Source organism: Rhodococcus sp. P3_B8, from assembly GCF_056402775.1.
Window position 1 is genome coordinate 1 of sequence record NZ_JBFUGT010000121.1, and the last position, 18,872, is coordinate 18,872.

General features: G+C 69.5%; 17 protein-coding genes and 1 riboswitch. Of the genes, 6 read left to right on the top strand and 11 right to left on the bottom strand.

The window, feature by feature from the left end; all coding sequences use genetic code 11:
* Positions 1-1,257 (top strand): bifunctional o-acetylhomoserine/o-acetylserine sulfhydrylase (locus tag AC1D1G_RS27275; protein WP_477954445.1); only part of this gene is annotated, 1,257 nt, incomplete at its 5' end.
* A complete protein-coding gene (gene metX / locus AC1D1G_RS27280; RefSeq protein ID WP_280782693.1) occupies positions 1,254-2,378 on the top strand; it encodes a homoserine O-acetyltransferase MetX in 1,125 nt (374 codons plus the stop codon). The genes AC1D1G_RS27275 and metX, both read left to right, overlap by 4 nt.
* Positions 2,379-2,409: 31 nt before the next feature.
* Here the strand turns inward: metX and AC1D1G_RS27285 are convergent, their stop codons facing one another.
* Genes AC1D1G_RS27285 through AC1D1G_RS27295 form a run of 3 tightly spaced genes read right to left on the bottom strand, consistent with a single transcriptional unit; the run spans position 2,410 to position 4,195 of the window.
* Complete coding sequence (locus AC1D1G_RS27285; RefSeq protein WP_005239865.1) at positions 2,410-2,694, bottom strand: DUF3017 domain-containing protein; 285 nt, start codon at positions 2,692-2,694, stop codon at positions 2,410-2,412.
* Between the two features lies 1 nt (position 2,695).
* Positions 2,696-3,556, bottom strand: coding sequence for a bifunctional methylenetetrahydrofolate dehydrogenase/methenyltetrahydrofolate cyclohydrolase (locus AC1D1G_RS27290; protein ID WP_198602216.1), 861 nt, complete (start codon positions 3,554-3,556; stop codon positions 2,696-2,698).
* A 33-nt stretch (positions 3,557-3,589) separates the two neighbouring features.
* Positions 3,590-4,195 (bottom strand): pentapeptide repeat-containing protein, encoded by a 606-nt coding sequence (locus AC1D1G_RS27295; RefSeq protein WP_477954447.1) that lies wholly within the window; start codon positions 4,193-4,195, stop codon positions 3,590-3,592.
* A 43-nt stretch (positions 4,196-4,238) separates the two neighbouring features.
* On the opposite strand from AC1D1G_RS27295, the gene AC1D1G_RS27300 reads away from it, so the two are divergent.
* A complete protein-coding gene (locus AC1D1G_RS27300; protein ID WP_025432262.1) occupies positions 4,239-4,706 on the top strand; it encodes a tRNA (cytidine(34)-2'-O)-methyltransferase in 468 nt (155 codons plus the stop codon).
* Here the strand turns inward: AC1D1G_RS27300 and AC1D1G_RS27305 are convergent.
* Complete coding sequence (locus tag AC1D1G_RS27305) at positions 4,687-5,631, bottom strand: LysR family transcriptional regulator (protein ID WP_477954449.1); 945 nt, start codon at positions 5,629-5,631, stop codon at positions 4,687-4,689. The two genes, AC1D1G_RS27300 and AC1D1G_RS27305, sit on opposite strands and share 20 nt — an antisense overlap.
* A gap of 89 nt (positions 5,632-5,720) precedes the next feature.
* Here AC1D1G_RS27305 and AC1D1G_RS27310 point away from each other — a divergent pair, with 89 nt between their 5' ends.
* Positions 5,721-6,770, top strand: coding sequence for a TDT family transporter (locus AC1D1G_RS27310; protein WP_477954450.1), 1,050 nt, complete (start codon positions 5,721-5,723; stop codon positions 6,768-6,770).
* A 21-nt stretch (positions 6,771-6,791) separates the two neighbouring features.
* Here the strand turns inward: AC1D1G_RS27310 and AC1D1G_RS27315 are convergent, their stop codons facing one another.
* From AC1D1G_RS27315 to AC1D1G_RS27345, 7 genes are all read right to left on the bottom strand, one after another.
* Positions 6,792-7,100 (bottom strand): rhodanese-like domain-containing protein, encoded by a 309-nt coding sequence (locus tag AC1D1G_RS27315; protein ID WP_005257071.1) that lies wholly within the window; start codon positions 7,098-7,100, stop codon positions 6,792-6,794.
* Positions 7,097-7,990, bottom strand: a complete 894-nt coding sequence (locus AC1D1G_RS27320) for a DUF4349 domain-containing protein (protein WP_280782689.1) — start codon at positions 7,988-7,990, stop codon at positions 7,097-7,099. The genes AC1D1G_RS27315 and AC1D1G_RS27320 overlap by 4 nt, the downstream gene beginning before the upstream one ends.
* A gap of 23 nt (positions 7,991-8,013) precedes the next feature.
* Positions 8,014-11,268 carry an error-prone DNA polymerase gene (locus AC1D1G_RS27325; RefSeq protein WP_477954452.1) on the bottom strand — a complete coding sequence of 1,085 codons (3,255 nt, stop codon included), beginning with the start codon at positions 11,266-11,268 and terminating at the stop codon, positions 8,014-8,016.
* A 142-nt stretch (positions 11,269-11,410) separates the two neighbouring features.
* Entirely contained in the window at positions 11,411-12,154 is a 744-nt protein-coding gene (locus AC1D1G_RS27330) for a (2Fe-2S)-binding protein (RefSeq protein ID WP_280782687.1), read from the bottom strand.
* Complete coding sequence (locus tag AC1D1G_RS27335; RefSeq protein WP_477954453.1) at positions 12,147-12,923, bottom strand: ABC transporter ATP-binding protein; 777 nt, start codon at positions 12,921-12,923, stop codon at positions 12,147-12,149. The genes AC1D1G_RS27330 and AC1D1G_RS27335 overlap by 8 nt, the downstream gene beginning before the upstream one ends.
* Positions 12,920-14,008: a FecCD family ABC transporter permease gene (locus tag AC1D1G_RS27340; protein ID WP_477954455.1), complete on the bottom strand. Its 1,089-nt coding sequence runs from the start codon at positions 14,006-14,008 to the stop codon at positions 12,920-12,922. The genes AC1D1G_RS27335 and AC1D1G_RS27340 overlap by 4 nt, the downstream gene beginning before the upstream one ends.
* Complete coding sequence (locus AC1D1G_RS27345; RefSeq protein WP_477954456.1) at positions 14,005-15,000, bottom strand: ABC transporter substrate-binding protein; 996 nt, start codon at positions 14,998-15,000, stop codon at positions 14,005-14,007. The genes AC1D1G_RS27340 and AC1D1G_RS27345 overlap by 4 nt, the downstream gene beginning before the upstream one ends.
* Before the next feature lie 95 nt (positions 15,001-15,095).
* A riboswitch (cobalamin riboswitch) is annotated at positions 15,096-15,227 on the bottom strand.
* A 102-nt stretch (positions 15,228-15,329) separates the two neighbouring features.
* Here AC1D1G_RS27345 and AC1D1G_RS27350 point away from each other — a divergent pair.
* Entirely contained in the window at positions 15,330-17,450 is a 2,121-nt protein-coding gene (locus AC1D1G_RS27350) for an MMPL family transporter (RefSeq protein WP_477954457.1), read from the top strand.
* Positions 17,451-17,482: 32 nt separating this feature from the next.
* Positions 17,483-18,872, top strand: a 1,390-nt coding sequence (locus tag AC1D1G_RS27355; protein WP_477954458.1) for an SDR family oxidoreductase, incomplete at its 3' end; no start/stop codon positions are given.

Sequence of the window (18,872 nt, forward strand, 5' to 3'; positions counted from 1 at the left end):
AAGCAGATCCACGCCGGGCAGACGTCCGACGCGACCACCAAGGCGCGGGCGCTGCCGATCTACCAGACCACCTCGTACACGTTCGACAGCACCGATCACGCTGCCGCGCTGTTCGGTCTGGCCGAGCCGGGCAACATCTACACCCGCATCATGAACCCCACCCAGGACGCGGTCGAGCAGCGCATCGCCGCCCTCGAAGGCGGCGTCGCCGCACTGCTGCTGTCCTCCGGGCAGGCCGCCGAGACGATCGCGATCCTGAACCTCGCGGAGGCGGGCGACCACATCGTCTCCAGCCCGCGGCTGTACGGCGGCACCTACAACCTCTTCCACTACACGCTGCCCAAGCTCGGCATCGAGGTCTCGTTCGTCGAGGACCCCGACGACCTCGAGCAGTGGAAGGACGCGATCCGGGACAACACGAAGGCGTTCTACGGCGAGACCATCTCCAACCCCCGCAACGACGTCCTCGACCTGCCGGGCATCTCCGGGATCGCCCATCAGCACGGGCTCCCGCTGATCGTCGACAACACGGTGGCCACCCCCTACCTGATCCGCCCCCTCGAGCACGGTGCGGACATCGTGGTGCACTCCGCCACCAAGTACCTCGGTGGCCACGGCACGGCGATCGCCGGTGTCATCGTCGACGGCGGCACGTTCGACTGGACCCAGGGCCGCCACGGCAACTTCACCACCCCGGACCCGAGCTACCACGGCGTCGTCTACTCCGAACTCGGACCGCCTGCCTTCGCCCTCAAGGCGCGCGTGCAGCTGCTCCGCGACCTCGGCTCGGCGATCTCCCCGTTCAACGCGTTCCTCATCGCCCAGGGTCTCGAGACGCTGAGCCTTCGCATGGAACGGCACGTGTCCAACGCGACCGCCGTCGCCCAGTACCTGGAGGCGCGGCCGGAGGTCGTGTCCGTCGGATACGCCGGGCTTCCGTCGTCGCCCTGGCACGACCGGGCGAAGCAGATCGCGCCGCGGGGTGCGGGCGCGATCGTGACGTTCGAACTCGCCGGCGGCATCGACGCGGGCAAGAAGTTCGTCAACGCGCTCACCCTGCACAGTCACGTCGCGAACATCGGCGACGTCCGCTCGCTGGTGATCCACCCGGCGTCCACCACACACTCCCAGCTGACCCCCGAGGAGCAGGCCGCCAGCGGCGTCACCCCCGGACTGGTCCGCCTGGCTGTAGGCATCGAAGGGATCGACGACATCATCGCCGATATCGAGACCGGACTCACGGCGGCGGCATCTTGACCGTGAGCGCTGTACAGAACCTGCCCGTGGCGGACGGACGTCTCGGCACCATCGACATCGGATCGCTCGAGCTCGAGAGCGGAACAGTGATCCCGTCGGTGTCCCTCGCCGTGCAGCGATGGGGTGAGTTGTCCCCGAACCGGGACAACGTGGTGCTCGTCGAGCACGCCCTCACCGGCGACTCGCACGTCACCGGACCCGTCACCGACGAACACCCCTCCCCCGGCTGGTGGACCGGGATGGTCGGTCCGGGTGCGCCGATCGACACCGACGAATGGTGCGTCATCGCGACCAATGTCCTCGGTGGCTGCCGCGGCACCACCGGTCCCGGTTCGATCGCCGAGGACGGGCGCCCGTGGGGCAGCCGTTTCCCGGAGATCTCCATCCGCGACCAGATCGCGGCCGAGAAGAAGTTCACCGACCTGCTGGGCATCGACAAGCTGGCGTCCGTCGTCGGCGGTTCGATGGGMGGAATGCGCGCGCTCGAGTGGGCCGTCACCTACCCGGACCAGGTGGCGTCCGCGCTCGTTCTCGCGGTCGGCGCCCGCGCGACCGCCGACCAGATCGGCACACAGACCACCCAGATCGCGGCCATCACCAGCGACCCCGACTGGCAGGGCGGCGACTATCACGACACCGGCCGGATCCCCCGGGCCGGACTGCGCATCGCCCGCCGGATCGCGCACCTGACCTACCGCAGCGAGGCCGAACTCGACTCCCGGTTCGCGAACTCGCCGCAGGACGGCGAGGACCCGTGGCGCGGCGGCCGGTACGCCGTCGAGAGCTACCTCCAGCACCAGGCCGACAAGCTGGTCGGCAGGTTCGACCCGAGCACATACGTGCTGCTGTCCGAGGCCATGAACCGGCACGACGTGGGCCGCGGTCGCGGTGGCATCGCCGCGGCGCTGGGGACGATCACCGCACCCGTCATCGTGGGCGGCGTCGACTCCGACCGCCTGTACCCGATCCGCCTGCAGGAGGATCTGGCCAACGACATCCCCACCTGCGACGGTCTGCGGGTCCTCAACTCACGGGACGGCCACGACGGGTTCCTCACCGAGGCCGCCGCCGTCGCGAAACTGCTCTCCGAGACGATGCAACTGGCCCGCGCGGGGCGCTGACCCCCGTGCGGGACGACACCCGCTCGGACCGCTAGTCGGTTCCGAGCGGGTCGATCGACACGGCCAGCCACACGATTGCGCCCCCGACGGCCACCAGCGCACCCACGTCGAAAGGCTTGCTGCGCACCGCGAGCAGTCCGACGCGCTCCGACGGCATCATCAACCGGAATACCGCCGCGAGCAGCGTGGCGACGCCGAACACGAACGCGCCTCGTCGCCACCGATCCGCGAGCACGAACACGACGGCCACGACGATGACGACCAAGACTGCGAGCATCGGCAGATTCTTCTTCGCGAACTGCCCCCAGTCGGCCATCTCAGCCGAGAGACGCTGCGACACGCTCGGCCCGCTCCACGACGTTGGTCAGCAGGAAGGCACGGGTGAGCGGCCCGACGCCACCGGGGTTCGGGGACAGGAAGCCGGCGACCTCGGCGACATCCGCCGCCACGTCGCCGCGCAGTCCGTCCGCGGTGCGGCTCACACCCACGTCGAGCACCGCGGCACCGGGCTTGACCATGTCGGCCGTGACCAGACCGGGAACGCCCGCCGCCGCGATCACGATGTCGGCGCGGCGGACCTCCGCTCCGAGGTCTCGCGTACGGGTGTGGCAGAGGGTGACGGTGGCGTTCTCGCTGCGCCGGGTGAACAGCAGACCGATCGGGCGGCCCACGGTGACACCGCGACCGACGACGACGACGTGTGCCCCCTCGATCGGCACCTCGTACCGGCGCAGCAGGTGCAGGATTCCGCGCGGCGTGCACGGCAGCGGCGCTTCCTTGCCCAGCACCAGCCGGCCCAGGTTGACCGGGTGCAGGCCGTCGGCGTCCTTGTCGGGGTCGATGCGCTCGAGGGCGGCGTTCTCGTCGAGCTGCTTCGGCAGCGGGAGCTGCACGATGTAGCCGGTGCAGTCCGGGTTGGCGTTGAGCTCGTCGATGGTGGCGTCGAGCTTCTCCTGCGTGATGTCGCCGGGCAGGTCGCGGCGGATCGAGGTGATCCCGACCTTCGCGCAGTCGTTGTGCTTCCCGCGCACGTAGGCGGCCGACCCCGGGTCGTCCCCCACCAGAACGGTGCCGAGACCGGGCGTGATGCCCTTGTCCTTCAGGGCGCTCACCCGCACCTTCAGGTCTTCGAAAATCTCGTCGCGGGTCGCCTTGCCATCGAGGATCGTTGCAGTCACGTGCCCCATTCTCTCAGGTTCGCCATACACGCGTCAGGTCGGTTCCACCACGAGCCCGTTGGCGGTCGCGTACGCGATGGCCTGGGTGAGTTCGATCTGCGCCTTGTCCAGCGAGACCGCCGTCCACAGGTTCGCGTCGACGTGGGCCCCGCGCAGGTCCGCGCCGTCGAATTTCGCGCCGCCGGTGCGGGCGCCGAACAGATCCGCCGACCGGAGCACGGCGCGCCGGAGGTCCGTGCGGACGAGGTTGGCTTCCCGGAACCGGCAGTCCGTGAAATCGAGTCCGCGCAGGTCGGCACCGCCGAGCGACGCGAGCGTGAAATCGCATTCGTCGAAGACCATCGGGCGCAGCCGGCAGTTGTCGAACTCCGACCCGAGGAAGCTGCAGTTGCGGAACTCGCTGTGCCACAGCGTTGTTCTGGTGAACGAGCACGAGCGGAACGCCGTCCGCACATGATGCGACTCGGCGAGGTCGGCGCCCGTGAAATCGCAGTCGGTGAAGATCACCGACTCGGTGCGGAGTTCACTCAGGTCGGCGTCGCGGAAGTTGCATTTCGTGTAGTGCCGCCGCTGCCAGTTCTGCGCGGGGAGTCGTGCGTCGCCGTAGTCCTCACCCACCACCTCTTCTACCGGATCCATGCGTCCATCATGCCGCCTCGCGGTGTGCCCCTAAGCTGTGCGGGTGTTCCGAGTGATGTTCCACGAACCCCGAATCCCACCCAACACCGGCAACGCCATCCGCATGGTGGCAGGCACCGGGTGCGAACTGCACCTCGTGGGTCCACTCGGATTCGACCTGTCCGAGCCGAAACTCAAACGTGCCGGACTCGACTACCACGACCTGGCGTCGGTGACCGTGCACGAGAACCTGGAGGCGGCCTGGGCTGCGCTGGAGCCTGCGCGGGTGTACGCCTTCACCGCGCACGCCACCGTGTCGTACGCCGACATCGCCTACCAGCCCGGCGACGTTCTGCTGTTCGGTCCCGAACCCACCGGACTGTCGGAGGAGGTGCTGGCCGATCCCCACGTGACGGAGCGGCTGCGGATCCCCATGCTGCCCGGCCGCCGGTCGCTGAACCTGTCGAACGCCGCCGCCCTCGTCACGTACGAGGCGTGGCGCCAGCACGGATTCAGCGGGGCTGCGCTGTAGCTCCGACGGCTGCGGCCCCGACACCCGCGGCCGCGCCGGCACCGAGCGCGATGTCGAGGAAGTCGCGCGCCGCACCCTGAACGCCGCGCACCGGGTCCCAGACGGCGGAGAGCCGCCGCGGAAGCGTCAACCCCTCCACCTGAACGGAGGCGAGGCGGCCATCCGTCAGGTCGGCGGCCACCGCCAGCGAGGACAGCACCGCCGGAGCGTTACCCGCCACGACCGCTGCCTTCACCGCCGTGCACGACGTCAGCTCCAGCAGCGGCGGAACGCACTGCGGCACCGCGTTCTCCAGGGTGGTGCGCGTCCCGGAACCGGACTCACGCTGGATCATCGGCGTCGCGGCGAGTTCGGACACGGGAATCGGTGACCGGCGGACCCATTCGTGCTCCGGCGGCACCACGACCACCAGGTGGTCGCGGCCGATCTCCCGTACCTGCAGTCCAGCCGGAATGTCCGGGCCCTCGACGAACCCGAGATCCGCGTCACCGGACAGCACCCGGGCGGTCACCTCGGACGAGTTGAGCAGCCGCACGTTGGTGACCACGTTCGGGTACTTGCGCCGCATCGCGACGGTCCACCCGGGAACCAGGTACTCGGCGATCGTCATGCTGGCCGCCACCGTCAGCCCGGCCTGCCGTTCGCCGCGCAGCGCCGCGACCCCCGACGCCAGTTCCTCGGCCGTGGCGAGGATGTGACTCGCCCATTCGAGGATGAGCGCGCCTTCCGACGTGGGCCGCACCCCGCTGGCACCGCGGCTGAACACCTTGATGCCGAACTGACGCTCGGCCGACCGCACCCGGGCGCTGACCGCCTGCTGGCTGAGCCCGTGTTCACGCCCCGCCGCCCCCATGCTGCCGAGCCGCTCGACGGACAGCAGGACGTCGAGGGCACTGAGTTCGGGTACTCGGGGAGACAGCGGCACAACCCAAGGCTAGTCCCACAAACGCAATTTGTGGGTATTCAACGACAAGCCTTCTACCGGCCACGACGATGCGTCGGCAAGCTCTAGGTATGACCCCGAATTGGTTCGCAGCAGTGATGGGCACCGGCATCGTCGCAGTCGTCGCCGCGGCATTTCCGGCAGGCGGTCCGGTGGCCCGGACGGCCGCCGAGATCTTCTGGCTGATCGCCGCGACGCTGCTCGTGGTGCTGACGACCGCACTGGTGCGGCACTGGATCCGTCGCCGCGACGACGCACTCGCGGAGGCGCGCAGCCACACGATGTTCCCGTTCTACGGCGCCGTGTCGATGGCGGTGCTGACGGTCGGCGCCGGAACCGGATCCGCGGGCCGCGCACTTCTCGGTGGTGTCGCTGTCGCCGCGTCGGCCACCCTGTGGACGATCGGGACCGTCATCGGGCTCGTCACCTACGTGGTGATGGCGCGCCGACTGGCCCGGCCTCACCAGGTGACTCCGGTGCCGTCCTGGCTCATGCCCGTCGTGCCGCCGATGGTGTCGGCCGCCACCGGTGCCGCGCTGGTCCAGCGCCTCCCGGAAGGCGCGGCCCAGATCGCGATGCTCGCGCTCTGCTACACGCTGTTCGCGCTGGCGCTGAGCGCCGCATTGACCGTCGCCGTCGTCGTCGGACGCCATCTGCTGAGCAACGGGCTCCCCGACACCCCGCTCGTGCCCACCCTGTGGATTCCGCTCGGCGTGATCGGCCAGTCGGTGGCGGCGATCAATCTGCTCGGCGGGGCATCCGGCCACGCCTGGCTCCACGCGGTGGGCGTGGTCTACGGGACCACCATTGGCGCACTCGGCGTCCTCGCCCTCGTGACGCTGGTGACGGTGACCGCCAAGGCCTTTCGCCGCGGGCTGGGGTTCACGCCCGGCTGGTGGAGTTTCACGTTCCCCGTCGGCACCTGCGCGCTGGGTGCGAACTCGCTCGGCGTCGCACTGGACTCGGTGGTGATCGTCGGCGTCGGCGTGACCCTGTGGTGCGCGCTGGTCCTGATCTGGAGCACCGTTGCGGTCCGCACACTGAGGCACGCCGCCGGGCAACGGGGTGGGCGCGTGGTCCGCGAGGACCCCGCGGCCCACGCCCTCAGCGCGGTCCGCTGACCGGAATGGTGCCCCGGGGTGTCACGCGCCCGACTCGACGGGGCGTCCGGACTGCATCCACGCGGACGTCCCGCCCGCGACCGACACGGCGTTGATCCCCCGCGCGTTCAGGTACTCCGCCGCCTGCAGGCTCCGGCCGCCCACCCCGCAGATCACGTAGACGACCTCGGCTTCCGGGATCTCGTCCACGCGCGCGACGAACTCACTGAGCGGAATCAGCGTCACACCCGGCACCCGTGCCTGGGCGTACTCGTCGGCCTCGCGCACATCGATGACGGGGGCACCGGACGCCAACGCGCCGTCCAGGGCATTCAGGTCGACTTCGATCATTGCGTCTTCGCCTCTTCTCGTTCCGGCGCCGGGCCCGGCGGTGGGCCGGCCGGCCTGTTGTACATCCGGCGCAGACGGTACGCGCCGTACACGACCAGTGCGATGACGGCCACGAAACCGAACCAGGGAATCAGCGCCCCCACGACCACGGCACCGCCCTTGATCGCAGACAGCAGGGCGTGCCAGCCCGCGACGAGCCCTTCCCAGAAGTTGTCCGGACCGGGACTGGGCTGCTCGGCATCCGTGGTGGTGACGTCGATCATGAGTGTCGCCAGTGCCACCTGGTCGCTCAGCGACCGCTTCTGGGCGGTGAGGCTGTCCAGTTCACCCTGACGCTCCGACAACGCCCTCTCGGCCTCGATCAGATCCGCGGTGTTCGCCGCCGACGTGATGAGCCCCTGCAGCCGGGTGACGGACGCCGTCAACGCGCCGATCCGGGCGTCGAGATCCTGCGACTGCATCGTCACGTCGCTCTTCGTGACGCTGACGCTGGTGACCTTGCCCAGTTCCCGCAGATCGTCCAACGTCCGGGTGAGCGAGTCGGCGGGCACCCGGATGGTCAGGGAACTACTCGCGTCCTGGTCGTCGGAGCCCGGCTGTTCGGTGAGCTGGTCGACGCGTCCGCCCAGATCGTCGACCTTGTCCACGATCTGCCTGCCGACCGCCACCGGGTCGTCCGCCGTGAGCGCGACCTGACCGGTGATGATCTCCTGGCGGTCGGTGGGCGCCTGGTCCTTCGCGGGTTGCTGTACTGCGCCACCGATTTCCATCTGGCTCGAGTCCCCGGGTGTCGGGGCGGGCGACGGTTGGGAGGAATCGCTGCCGGAACCACCACACCCCGCGAGCGCCAGCGAAGCCACGACAATCGCCGACAAGACGTATCTCCTCATGTCCGAATGCTAGCGGTGCCAGCTCACCTGAAGTCCCTGGATTTGGCGGACACCCGCAAATCCATCAGCTGCAGCCGATCCGCCACCACCGTCACCGCCCCCTCCGCGTTCTGCACCTTGCCGCGGACCAGCAATGCGGGCGCCGTGTTGGCGAGCTTGCGGTACTTCGCCCACAACCCCACCGAACACACCACGTTGACCATCCCGGTCTCGTCCTCGAGGTTGATGAACGTGACCCCCGCGGCCGTCGCCGGGCGCTGCCGGTGGGTCACCGCCCCACCCACCAGAACCCGGTCGCCGTCGGGGACATCGAGCAGGTGCGCCGCCGGGATCACCCCCAGCGCGTCGAGTTGCGGGCGCAGGAACTGGGTGGGGTACGTGTCCGGTGACACCCCGGTGGCCCACACGTCCGCCGCGGCCAGTTCGAGATCGCTCATCCCCGGCAGGGTCGGCGCGCGGGTGGATGCCCCGATCCCCGGCAGCCGGTCGCGGCGCTCCCCCGCCGCGGCGCCCGCCGCCCACAACGCCTCCCGGCGGGACAACCCGAAACTGTCGAGAGCACCTGCGGTAGCCAGCGATTCGGCTTGCGCCGTGCTCAGTTCCACCCGGCCGGTGAGGTCGAGGAACGACGTGTACGGACCTCCGTCGCCGCGGGATTCGACGATCCGCTCGGCCAGCGCGGTCCCGATGTGCCGCACCTCCCCGAGCCCGAGACGCACCTCCGTTCCGCCCGCCTCGACGGTGGCGTGCGCGAGACTCGCATTGATGTCCGCGCCGTGCACCGGCACCCCGTGCCTGCGGGCGTCGGCCACCAGCGACTGCGGCGAGTAGAAGCCCATCGGCTGCGCCCGCAGCAGACCGGCGCAGAACGCCGCCGGGTGATGGAGCTTGAACCACGACGAATAGAACACCAGGGCGGCGAAACTCTGCGAATGGCTTTCGGGGAAACCGAAATTCGCGAAGGCGTACAGCTTCTCGTAGATCCGGTCGGCCACGTCGTCACCGATCCCGTACATCTCCCGCATGCCCTGGTAGAGCCGCCCCCTCAACCGTTCCATCTTCTCGGGCGACCGCTTGGAACCCATGGCCCGGCGGAGCTGGTCGGCCTCGGCCGGGCTGAAACCCGCCACGTCGACCGCCATCTGCATCAACTGCTCCTGGAACAGCGGCACACCCAGCGTCCGCTTCAGTGCCTTCTCCAGGGACGGGTGGTCGTAGGTCACCGGTTCGAGCTTGTTGCGGCGGCGGATATACGGGTGCACCGATCCGCCCTGGATCGGACCGGGACGGATGAGCGCCACCTCCACCACCAGGTCGTAGAAGTTCCGTGGTTTCAGCCTCGGCAGGGTGGCCATCTGGGCCCGTGACTCCACCTGGAAGACCCCCACCGAGTCCGCCCGCTGCAACATCTCGTAGACGGCTTCCTCCGAGAGGTCCAGCTGCGCCAGATCCACCTCGATCCCCTTGTGCTCGGCCACGAGGTCGATCATGTAGTGCAGCGCGGAGAGCATGCCGAGACCCAGCATGTCGAACTTCACCAGACCCACCGCCGCGCAATCGTCCTTGTCCCACTGCAGAACGCTGCGGTTCTCCATGCGCGCCCACTCCACCGGGCACACGTCGGCGATCGGCCGGTCGCAGATCACCATGCCGCCCGAGTGGATGCCGAGGTGCCGCGGAAACCCCTCGATCTGAGCGGCCAGTTCGAGGACGGCGGGCGGAATGTCGGTGCCGACCTCCTTCCCGATGCCGCCCCAGCGACTGACCTGTTTGCTCCACGCGTCCTGCTGCCCCTGCGAGAAACCCAGCGCCCGGGCCATGTCCCGCACCGAGGACTTGCCGCGGTACGTGATGACGTTCGCCACCTGCGCCGCGTACTGGCGTCCGTACTTGGCGTAGACGTGCTGGATGGCCTCCTCCCGCCGATCGGATTCGATGTCGACGTCGATGTCCGGGGGGCCGTCGCGTTCGGGCGAGAGGAAACGTTCGAACAACAGCTTGTTGCGGACGGGATCCACGTTGGTGATGCCGATGGCGTAACAGACGGCGGAGTTGGCCGCCGAACCCCTTCCCTGGCAGAGAATGTCGTTGTTCTTGCAGAACGACACGATGTCGTGGACCACCAGGAAGTAGCCCGGGAAGTTCAGCCCGGTGATGATGTCCAGTTCGTGCTCGATCTGCCGGTAGGCCTCCGGCCGGGCCGCAGGCGCACCGTAACGTCGGCGGGCTCCGTCCATCGTGAGCTGACGCAGCCAGCTCGCCTCGGTGTGCCCGTCGGGCACGTCGAACGGTGGCAGTTGCGGCGCGATGAGCCGCAGGTCGAACGCACACTCCAGGCCGAGGTCCGCGGCACCGCGGACGGCTTCCGGGTACGCGGCGAAGAGGTGCGCCATCTCCTCACCGGACCGCAGGTGCGCTCCCCCGGCGGGCGCCAGGTGCCCGGCCGCGTCGTCGAGGCTCTGCCGGGCCCGGACGGCGGCCATCGCCATGGCCAGTCTCCGGCGCGGCGGTCCCGCGAAGTGCGCCGCCGTGGACGCGATCACCCGAAGGCCGTGCTGCTGTGCGAGTTCGGCGAGGTCGGCGTTGCGCTCACCGTCCTCCGCGATGCCGTGATGGGTGAGTTCCACCGTGACCCGGTCGGCCCCGAACCGGTCGATCAGCTCCCGCAGCCGGGTGGCCGCGGCGTCCGGGCCACCGTCGGCCAGCGCCTGACGCACATGCCCCTTCCGGCACCCGGTCAGGATCTGCCAGTGCCCCCCGGCCGCGTCGGTGAGACGGTCGAGGTCGTAGCGCAGCTTGCCCTTCTCCCCGCCCGCGAGATGCGCCGCCGCGATTTCCCGGGAGAGCCGCCGGTATCCCTCCTGACCTCGCGCCAGTACCAGCAGATGCGCGTCGTCCAACGTCAGTTCGGATCCGAACACGGTGCGCATGTTCAGTTCCTTCGCCGCCTCCGCGAACCGGACCACACCGTAGAACCCGTCGTGGTCGGTGAGTGCGATGGCCTCGAGACCGAGCCGGACGGCCTCCTCCACCAACTCTTCCGGCGGGGAGGCGCCGTCGAGGAAACTGAACGCCGAATGCGCGTGGAGTTCGGCGTACGGAACGGTGGAGCCGGTGCGCTCCTGCGGGCCCGCCCGGTACTCCCCCCGCTTGCGCGACCACGCGGGGCTGTCGCCGCCGTCGCCCGGGTACAGCGACTCCGGGCTGACCCTCCCCGGCCTGCCCGACAGGACGCGCTCCATCTCGGACCACGTCGGCGGACCGTTTCCCCAACCCATCTGGCACACCTCTTCATGTCGCGCACGTGCCGTGCCGAAACCATGGAAGATGCCGCTGGGGAAGACGCATCATTCGAACGGGAGTTCGAACGCCTTCAGTCTGCCATCACACCCGCGGACCGGTCAACGCAGGCACCCGGACTCACGTCACGAGCGCGGCCAGACCTTTCAGACGGTCCTCGGCCGGCCTCCTCGGGCAGCTCACACACTTGCCCGACCCGGGGGTCTCGTAGATCAGGCAACACGACGCCCGCTGCGTGAACCGGCGTGACAGTGCCCCGGCCCGGACGTCGACGAACCGCGGGTCCGGCATCACCACACCGACGCGGCGGAGTGCGTCCACCAGCCCCCGGGCGAAGATGCTGCCGCGTGCGCGATCGCCGCACGCCGTTCCCGCGTCGAGTGCCCGGTTGGCGATCGAATCCGTCGTGATCGCCCACATCGCCGCCTGCCGCACCCCGGACGCCGCGGTGAGAGCGTCGATGATCGGCGTCAGCGCCGCGGCCATCTCGGACGCCAGCTCGGACAGCCCCTCGGTGACCGGCAGTGCCGACGACGCGGTCAGGCCGCCGAGATACCCGTCGTCCCGCAGGAATGCCACGGCGTCGACGAGCCGCGGCCGGGCGGCGACCCCCGTGACGAGCGCGGTCGCGATCGGAATCCCGGTCAGGGTCGAGCTGGCCGAGTACCACCACAGGGTGCCGTTGACCCGGGGATCGTCGCTGCCCCACCGCCTCGCCGTGTCCGCGACGCGGTCTGCGAGCCAGCCGGGATCGGTCAGGCGCACGGCCGGGAACGAGGAGGCGCCGGGTTGCCCGATCTGGTCGGCGATCATCGGGACGCGGCGGGCGGTCAGCTCGTACGCACGCCGCAGTTGCTCATCCATCGGCCAACCCCAGGATCTCCATCGACAGCCGCGGCGTCGACCGCACGACGGCGCGGATGCCGAACACCATGCCGAGCACGGCGTCGTCCAGCACGTCGGCGGGCGGACCGGTGCTGATCACCCGTCCATCGTGCATCACGGCCAGCGTGTCGCAGAACTCGACGGCCAGCCGGAGGTCGTGCATGGTCACGACGATCGCCAGACCGTCGCACGCGAGGTCACGCAGCAGGTTCATCACCGTCAGCTGATGCCGCAGGTCGAGGTGGTTGGTGGGTTCGTCGAGCAGCAGGACCCTCGGCTGCTGCGCGAGCGCCCGGGCGATCGACACCCGTTGACGCTCCCCGCCCGACAGCGCCTGGACGTCGCGATTCGCGAGTTCGGCCAGCCCGACCTGACGTATGCACGTCTCGACGATCTCACTGTCGGCGCCGGTCGCCCGTTCGAACCAGCCCCGGTGCGGGATACGTCCGAGCGAAACGGATTCGCGCACGGTCAGTCCCGCGGACACCCGCGGCTCCTGGGTGCTCGCCCCGATCGTGCGGGCCAGTTCCCGCCTGCCCAGATCGGCGGTGTCCGTTCCGTCGACGGCGACGGCGCCCCCGGTCGGGGTGAGCGCCCGGTAGCAGCAGCGCAGCGCGGTGGTCTTGCCGGAACCGTTGGGCCCGACCAACGCCAGCACCTCACCGGGACGCACGGAGAAGTCGATGCCGTGCAGCACTTCCCGCGACCCGAGTTCGGCGCGGACACGTTGCAGGCTCAGCGCGGTCACTGTTCGGCCCTCCGATACTGCCGGTAGAGCATCCACACGAAGATCGGTGCTCCCACGAGCGCGGTGACGACGCCCACCGGGACCTCGATGCTGTGCGCGACCGACCRCGCGGCCGTGTCCGCCGCGACCATCGCGATCGCGCCGAGGAATGCGGCGACGGGCAGCAGCCTGGCCGCCCGGGCGCCCACGACGTACCCGGCCAGGTGCGGCACCAGCAGACCGATGAAGCCGATGCCGCCTGCGACGGACACGGCGGCCCCGGCCAGCATCGACACACCGAGCAACTGCACGACGCGGAAGCGTCGCACGTTCATGCCGAGGGCGGCGGCGCCGTCGTCTCCCGCCTGCAGCAGGTCGATCCGGCTCGCGCTCAGCATCATCGCGGCCCCGACCGTCGCGAGTGCCACGGCCGGGAAGATCGCCGTCGACCAGCGCGAGTCGCCGAACCCGCCTGCCAGCCAGTGCATCACCGAACTCAGTTGATGCTCGTCCGCGACGACCAGGATCGAGAACGTGATGAGAGCCGAGAACACCTGCGCCGACGCGACGCCCACGAGGATGACGGCCGTCGGCTGCGGATACCGTCCGCCGATCGCCAGCGACAGGAACAGCGGCACCATCGCGCCCAGGAATGCCGCGACGGGAACGGTGAACGCGCCGAGCGCTCCCACCCCGAGCCCGAGCACCGTCACCACCACCACGCCGAAACCGGCACCCGAGGACACGCCGAGCAGATAGGGATCGGCCAGCGGATTGCGGGTCACCGCCTGCGCCACGGCGCCTGCGAGGGCCAGCGCCGCACCGACGGTCGCCGCGGTCAGCGCCCGCGGCAGCCGGGAGTCGAGGACGATCGACTCCCGCGCCTGTGACCACCAGGACTCGAATGCGCCGGGGGCCACGCGGTGCGCGACGATCGCCCACACGTCGCCGACCGGGATGCGCACGGAACCGAACGACACCGCGAGGCCGACGACGAACAGGGTTGTCAGCGCGAGCAGCACCGTCAGGCCCGCGAAACCGAGGCGTGCGCGGGCCGGGTGTGGTGCCTGCGCCGGTGGTGCCGCACGTTCGACGGTGACGGTCATCGCGCGCCGACGTCGTCCGGATGAAGTGCCCGCGCGATCGTCTCCACCGACCGCACCAGGCGCGGGCTCTCGAAGAAGTCGTCGAGCGGCACCACCACGAAGCGGCCGGCCTTCACGGCGGGTGTCGTCGACATGATCGGGTGCGACTTCAGGAAGTCGATCTTCGCCTGCGCACTCGTCGTGCCGTAGTCGAGGACGACGATCGCCTCCGGGGCGCGTTCACCGATGATCTCCCAGGTGGACTTCGAATACGGCTTCTCCCCTTCGGCGAAGAGGTTGGCCGCACCCGCGTGGTCTGCGATGAGCTGGCCGACTCCCACACCGCCGATCGTCAGCGGGACGTCCTCGCCGGAATCGTAGAAGAACGTCGGAACCGGGGCGGCGCCCGCGATCTCGTCGCGCACGGCCTGCAACCCGGACGTCACCCGGTCGGTGATCGCCCGCGCCTGGTCGGGGTCTCCGAGGATCTCGCCGAGCTGCTGGTAGTCGCTGCGCAGCAGACCGATGTCCGGGAAGCCCTGCCCGCAGTACTCGGAGAACAGGAAGGTGGGAATGCCCTGGTCGCCGAGGGATTCGCGCGACCGCCCCTCCTTCTCGTCGAACGCGCTCCGCATTCCGCCGACCACCAGGTCGGGGTCGAGGTCGAGGATCTGCTCCCGGGTCGGGTATTCCTTCGCGAGTTTCGGGATCTTCGCGAAGGCGTCCGCGAACTCGGGCAGCGGGGTCGCGTCGCCGTACCCTGTGCCGACGATGCGGTCGCCGGCCCCCATCTCGATCAGCACCTCGGTGACGTGATCGTTCATGCTGACGATGCGCTGGGGCGGGGCGTCGAACGTCTCCGTTCGATCGCAGTTGGTGACAGACACCGGCTCGGCGAAGGATTCTGCGGAAGCGGTCTGCCCCACGGACTCCCCGCGCGAACACCCGGCGACCACCAGCGCGGCCACCGCGAGCGTGACCAGACCGGCACTTCTGAACAACTGACCGTGCATGTAAACCTCATTGCGGCTCAGAGCCACGAATGAGAAGTCAGCAGACGCCCGGTGCGGCGCCTGCAGGACTCCGCTTCGTAGACCACGACGAAAAGGATGTCGCACACCCCACGCCGGGTAATCGGGCTCGCCACCGAAATGATCTGGTGGCCTACCGTTGCGGGTCAGCGCCGGATTCGGACCGGCTTCCCCCGTGCGTGTGGCTGCAAGTGCGATGCCGAGTATGCACGATTTGCCGGGAGCCGCGTCACACCCCCGCCGGTGACACCCCGATCCGCACTACAGTCGGCAGTCGCAGCTGCCCGCCCCAGACACGCCGGAGATGACGCATGACACGTTGGGCCTCGACCGTTGTTTCACGCAAATGGTGGGTCCTGAGCCTCGCCGTCGTCGCCGTTCTGGTGAGCGGCGCGTGGGGCACCGGTGTCTTCGCGAAACTCAGCTCGGGCGGGTTCACCGATCCCGGTAGCGAATCCGCCGAAGTGGCCCGGATCGTCCAGGACAACCTGGGTCCGCAGACGCCGGACATCATCGCCATCTACACGGCACCCGAGGGGAAGACCCTGGACGACATCGGCCCCGAGGTCACCGCGAGTCTCGACCGGTTCGCCGCCGAGGTGCCGACGTACTCGGTGACGTCGTACTGGACCGCGGACGCGGCGAGAAAGCAGCTGATGGTGTCGGAGGACGGCACCAAGGCGTCGGCCGCGATCACCGTCGACCCCGACGCCGGGATCACCGCCGCCACGTTCGACGACCTGTTGCCGAAGCTCGAGGTGGAGGGCATCGACACCGAGTTCGCGGGCAATTCGGTGGTGGGTGTGGCGTTCAACAACCGGCTGCAACAGGACCTGGTGCTGGCCGAGGCGATCGCGCTCCCGATCACTCTCGTGTTGCTGGTCTTCATCTTCGGCGGTCTGGTGGCCGCGGCCGTTCCGGTGTTCGTCGGGCTGCTCTCGATCTTCAGCGCCCTGGCCACCCTGCGCCTGCTGACCCTGTTCACCGACGTCAGTTCGTTCGCGATCAACGTGGCGTCCCTGCTCGGCCTGGGGCTCGCGATCGACTACGGCCTGTTCATCGTCGGACGTTTCCGCGAGGAACTGGAGTCCGGCGCCGACGTCGCGGAGGCGACCCGGCGCACCGTCCTGACCGCGGGCCGCACCGTGCTGTTCTCCGGTCTGCTTCTCGTGTGCGCGTTCTCGGGCATGCTCGTGTTTCCGCAGGACGTGATCAAGTCGCTCGGGTTCGGTGCGATGGCCGCGGTCGCGAGCGCGGCGCTGCTGTCGCTCACCGCGGTCCCGGCGCTGCTCGCGATCCTGGGTCATCGCATCAACGCACTGACCTGGCGCAAGGATGCGGCGCAGCGCGGGGAGGTTCGCGCCCGCAAGTTCTGGGGCTCCGTCGTCACCTGGGTGATGCGGCGGCCGGTCGCCATCGCGATCGGCATCGTCGCGGGGTTGATGGTCCTCGCCTCGCCCCTGCTCAGCGCATCACTCGGCGAGGTCACGTACACGGCGCTCCCGGAGAACGACTCCGCCCGGATCGCCACCGACACTCTCACCACCGAATTTCCCACCACCGGAAACGGCGCCACCCTCATTCTCCGGGGCACCGACGGCACGGCCCCGACCGCCGCCGACGGCGCCGCGGTCGCCCAGGCCGCCGGCCGGGTGGAGGGCATCGGGGCGGCCACCGTCGTCGCGTCCGGCAACGAGCTGGTCGCGGTCCAGGCCGTCTACTCCGAGGGCGTCACCACCGACGACCAGAGCGCCTCAGTGGACGGACTCCGTGCCATCACGCCACCCGAGGGAACCGAACTCCTCGTCGGCGGCGGTCAGGCGACCGTCGACGACGGGAACGCGGCGATCGTGCACTGGATGCCGGTGATGATCGCGATCATGGTGGGTTCGACGCTCGTGCTGCTGTTCCTGGCGTTCGGCTCGGTGGTGCTGCCGATCAAGGCGGTCGCGATGGCGGGGCTGAGCCTCGCCGCCACGTTCGGTGTGCTCACGTGGATCTTCGAGCTGGGCCACGGCGCGAGTCTGCTCGGGGTCAGTCCGGCACCGCTCGAGGCGACGTTCGTGGTCCTCATCCTCGCCGTGGTCTTCGGCCTGTCGACCGACTACGAGGTGTTCCTGATGTCACGCATGGTCGAGGCGCACGAGGCAGGCGCGACCACGGAGGAGGCGGTGCGCTTCGGCACCGAGCGCACGGGCCGCATCGTGACGGCCGCGGCGCTGCTGCTCGTGGTGGTGACCGGAGCGTTCACCATCTCCGGTCTGTCGATCATGCGGTTCCTCGGTGTGGGGATGATCGTCGCACTCATCGTCGACGCGACGGTGGTCCGCATGCTCCTCGTTCCGTCCCTCGTGAAGCTGATGGGCGAGGCCAACTGGTGGGCTCCGGCCTGGATGAAGAAGGTGCACGCCAAGGTGGGTCTGGGCCACTAGTGCATTATCTTACTTTGGAGTAAGTTCGGGTCATGTCCACCTACCTCGTCACCGGCGGAACCGGCTTCCTGGGTCGGCACGTGCTGCCCCTGATCCTCGACCGCGATGCATCACCCGAGATCCACGTCCTCGTCCGGCGCGCGTCCGTCGCGCGCTGGGAGGCGCTCGTCGACGGCATGCCGGGCGGCGAACGCGTGCATCCGCTGATCGGCGACCTGACGGAGCCCGGCCTCGGACTCACCTCGGCGCCGGCGGCCGACCACGTCCTGCATCTCGGCGCGATCTACGACCTCACGGCGGGCGACGAACAGGCCACCACGAACGTCGACGGCACCCGCTCGGTGATCGCGCTGGCCCGGGAACTGGATGCGACGCTGCACCACGTCTCGTCCATCGCCGTCGCGGGGGACCACGAAGGTCCGTTCAGGGAAACCGATTTCGATCTCGGGCAGGGGTTCCCCACCCCGTATCACCGCACCAAGTTCGAGGCGGAGAAGCTGGTCCGGGAAGCCGACGGCCTGCGGTGGCGAATCTACCGCCCCTCCGCGGTGGTCGGCAGTTCGGTCACCGGCGAGATGGACAAGATCGACGGCCCGTACTACCTCTTCCCCGCCATCGCGGCGCTCGCGAAACTCCCCGCGGCCCTGCCCGTGGCCGTCCCCCGGATCGGCTCGACCAACGTCGTCCCCGTCGACTACGTGGCCGCGGCCATCGTGGAGTTGATGTCGGCACCGGGACGGGACGGCCAGACGTTCCATCTCGTCAATCCGCGCCCCCAGCCGGTCCGCGAGATCTACGCCGCGCTCGCCAGGGCCGCCGGTGCACCGCATCCCGCGGCCGGACTCCCCGGCGGACTCGTCCGCCCCTTCCTCACTCCCACCCCCCACTCGGCCCTCGACACGGGCCGCAAGGTGGTGCTCGGCGCTCTCGGCATCCCGCCCGTGCTCGTCGAGAACATGACACTACCCACGGTGTTCGTGAACGACGACACCCGGGAGGCGCTGCGCGGCACAGGCATCGACGTCCCCCGGTTCGCGTCGTACGCCGACAGGCTGTGGTCGTACTGGCGTGAGAACCTCGACCCGGATCGAGCGCGCAGGCCCCACCCGGCCGGACCGCTCGTGGGCAGGCACGTGGTGATCACCGGGGCGTCGTCCGGAATCGGCCGGAGTTCCGCGATCGCGACGGCCCGCAAGGGCGCGAAGGTCATTCTCCTCGCCCGGCGCACCGAGGAACTCGACGCCGTGGTGGCCGAGATCCGTGCGGCGGGCGGCGACGCCTACGGGTACCCCTGCGACATCACCGACGAGGAGTCGGTCGAGCACACCGCCAAAGCCGTTCTTGCCGAACACGATCACGTCGACATGCTCGTCAACAACGCCGGCCGGTCGATCCGGCGGGGCCTCTACCACTCCACGGACC